This is a genomic window from Mycobacterium sp. 852002-51163_SCH5372311 (genome assembly GCF_001667115.1).
GTDB lineage: Bacteria > Actinomycetota > Actinomycetes > Mycobacteriales > Mycobacteriaceae > Mycobacterium.
Genome location: NZ_LZIJ01000152.1, coordinates 1 through 2,903 on the forward strand (window position 1 = coordinate 1; position 2,903 = coordinate 2,903).

1 protein-coding gene is annotated in these 2,903 nt (G+C 66.0%); it reads left to right on the forward strand.

From position 1 onward, the window contains the following. A partial coding sequence (locus tag A5791_RS17615) for a condensation domain-containing protein (protein ID WP_156661429.1) occupies positions 1-2,903 on the forward strand: 2,903 nt, incomplete at both ends.

Genomic DNA, 2,903 nt, shown 5'->3' on the forward strand with positions numbered 1-2,903 from the left:
GAGCGCGGATCCCGTCGAACTGCGTGCTGCGCTGGCCGCTCGGCTACCGGCCTACATGATCCCCGCGGCGGTGGTGGCGGTCGACACGTTGCCGTTGACACCCAACGGCAAACTCGACAAACCCGCCCTACCGGCACCCGAATACAGTGCCCTTGAGCGATACCGCGCGCCGGCCACCCCTACCGAGGAGCTTCTCGCCGGCATCTACGCCGAAGTCCTCGGCCTAGAACGGGTCGGAGTTGACGACTCGTTCTTCGAGCTCGGTGGCGACAGCATTTCGGCGATGCGCCTCATCGCGGCAATCAACACCACTTTTGATACCGACCTTTCGGTGCGCACCTTGTTCGAAGCTCCATCGGTGGCCGAGCTGGCGCCGGGCATCGGTGTGGGTTCCGGGCGGCTGCCGCGGTTGACGGCGGTGGAGCGGCCGGCGACGGTGCCGTTGTCGTTTGCTCAGCAGCGGTTGTGGTTTATCGACCAGTTGCAGGGGCCTTCACCGGTGTACAACATTCCGGCGGCGTTGCGGCTAAGTGGTCGCCTTGATGTTGAGGCGTTGGGCGCGGCGCTGGCCGATGTCGTAGGCCGGCACGAGAGTCTGCGCACACTGTTTGTGGCGCCCGACGGCATACCCCAGCAGGTAGTTCTGCCTGTTGAGCGGGCCGATGCCAAGTGTCAGGTGGTTGATGCCAGTGGCTGGTCGGCGAGCCAGCTGAGTGAGGCGGTTGCCGCGGCAGCGCGCCACACGTTTGATCTGGCCACCGAAATCCCATTGCGAGCAACACTTTTCCGTCTCGGTGATGAGGAACATGTGTTGGTGGCGGTGGTGCACCATATCGCTGCAGACGGCTGGTCGATCACGCCGCTGGGGGCTGATCTGGGGGTGGCCTATGCCAGCCGGTGCGCGGGCCACGCTCCGGGCTGGGCGCCGCTGGCGGTGCAGTATGTCGATTACACGCTGTGGCAGCGCGACAGCTTTGGTGAACTAGACGACAGCGACAGCCCGATTGCTGCGCAGCTGGCCTACTGGGAGCAGGCGCTGGGCGGGATGCCGGAGCGGTTGCAGTTGCCCACCGATCGCCCTTACCCGTTGGTGGCTGATCAGCATGGGGCCAGTGTGGTCGTGCAGTGGCCGGCCGGGTTGCAGCAGCGGGTACGCGAGGTGGCTCGGGAGCATAACGCGACCAGTTTCATGGTGATCCAGGCCGCCTTGGCGGTGCTGTTATCGAAGCTGAGTGCCAGCGCCGATGTGGCGGTGGGATTCCCGATCGCCGGGCGCGGTGACCCTGCCCTAGATGAGTTGGTCGGGTTTTTTGTCAACACCTTGGTGTTGAGGGTGGATCTGGCCGATGACCCGAGCGTGGCCGAGTTGTTGGCGCAGGTGCGGGACCGCAGCCTGGCCGCCTACGAGCACCAGGATGTGCCCTTCGAAGTGCTGGTGGAGCGGCTCAACCCGACCCGAAGCCTGTCCCATCACCCCCTGGTGCAGGTGGTGCTGGCCTGGCAGAACTTCGCCGGACAAGACAATGATCTCGCCGCCGACTTGGCCATGGGTGATCTGCAGGTCGAGTCGCTGCCGGTAGACACCCATTCCGCCCGCATGGACCTGACCTTCTCCATGGCCGAACGCTGGACCGGGGCCGGTGAGCCCGCCGGCATCGGCGGGGTGGTCGAATTCCGCACCGACGTGTTCGACGCGGCCAGCATCGAGGCGCTCGTCGAGCGGTTGAAGCGCGTGTTGGTGGCAATGACCGGCGACTCGACTCGGCCGGTGTCGTCGATTGATCTGCTCGATGAGTCTGAGCATGCCCGGTTGCAGGAGTGGGGCAATCGCGCGGTCTTGACGGAGCCACGCAGCGCGCCGGTGTCGGTGCCGGTGTTGTTTGCCGCGCAGGTGGCGCGTGCCCCGGAGGCGGTGGCGCTGGTATCGCAGGGCCGGGCGGTGACGTATCGACAGCTAGATGAGGCGGCTAACCGGTTGGCGCACCTACTGGTGAGCCATGGTGCGGGCCCCGGGCAATGTGTGGCGATGCTTTTTCCCCGCTCCGTCGAGGCAATCGTGGCGATGTTGGCGGTGCTCAAGACCGGTGCGGCATATCTACCTATGGACCCAGCGATACCGACTGCCCGGATGGAGTTCACGCTCGCCGATGCGGCACCGGCCGCCGCGGTCACCACCACTGGGCTGGCTGAGCGGTTGGACGGGTTTGACCTGGTAGTCATCGATGTCGATGATCCGTGCGTTGCGGCTCAGCCCAGCACGACGCTGCCGGCGCCGGCCCCGGCCCCCGACGACATCGCTTACCTGATCTACACCTCAGGCACCACCGGCGTGCCCAAAGGCGTGGCGGTCACCCACCACAACGTCACCCAGTTGCTGGAGTCGTTGGACGCCGGGCTGCCTTCGCCGGGGGTGTGGACGCATGGTCACTCGTTGGCGTTCGACGTCTCGGTATGGGAGATCTGGGGAGCATTGTTGCGTGGTGGGCGCTTGGTGGTGGTGCCCGAAGAGGTCGCGGGCGCGCCGGACGAATTCCACGACCTGCTGGTTGCGGAACGGGTCAGCCTACTCACCGAGACCCCGTCGGCGGTGTCGGTACTTTCACCCGAAGGTCTGGGGTCGACGGCGTTAGTGATCGCTGCTGAGGTATGCCCCCCTGAGGTGGTGGATCGGTGGGCGCCGGGGCGGGTGATGGTCAATGCCTATGGCCCCACCGAGACGACGATGTGTGTTGCGATCAGCGCGCCATTGAGGCCGGGTTCGGGGGCGCCCCCGATCGGTGCGCCGGTGGCAGGGGCGGCGTTGTTTGTGCTCGATGAGTGGTTGCATCCGGTGCCGGCTGGGGTGGTCGGTGAGTTATATGTGGCCGGTCGCGGGGTCGCGTGTGGCTATGTGGGCCGGTCGG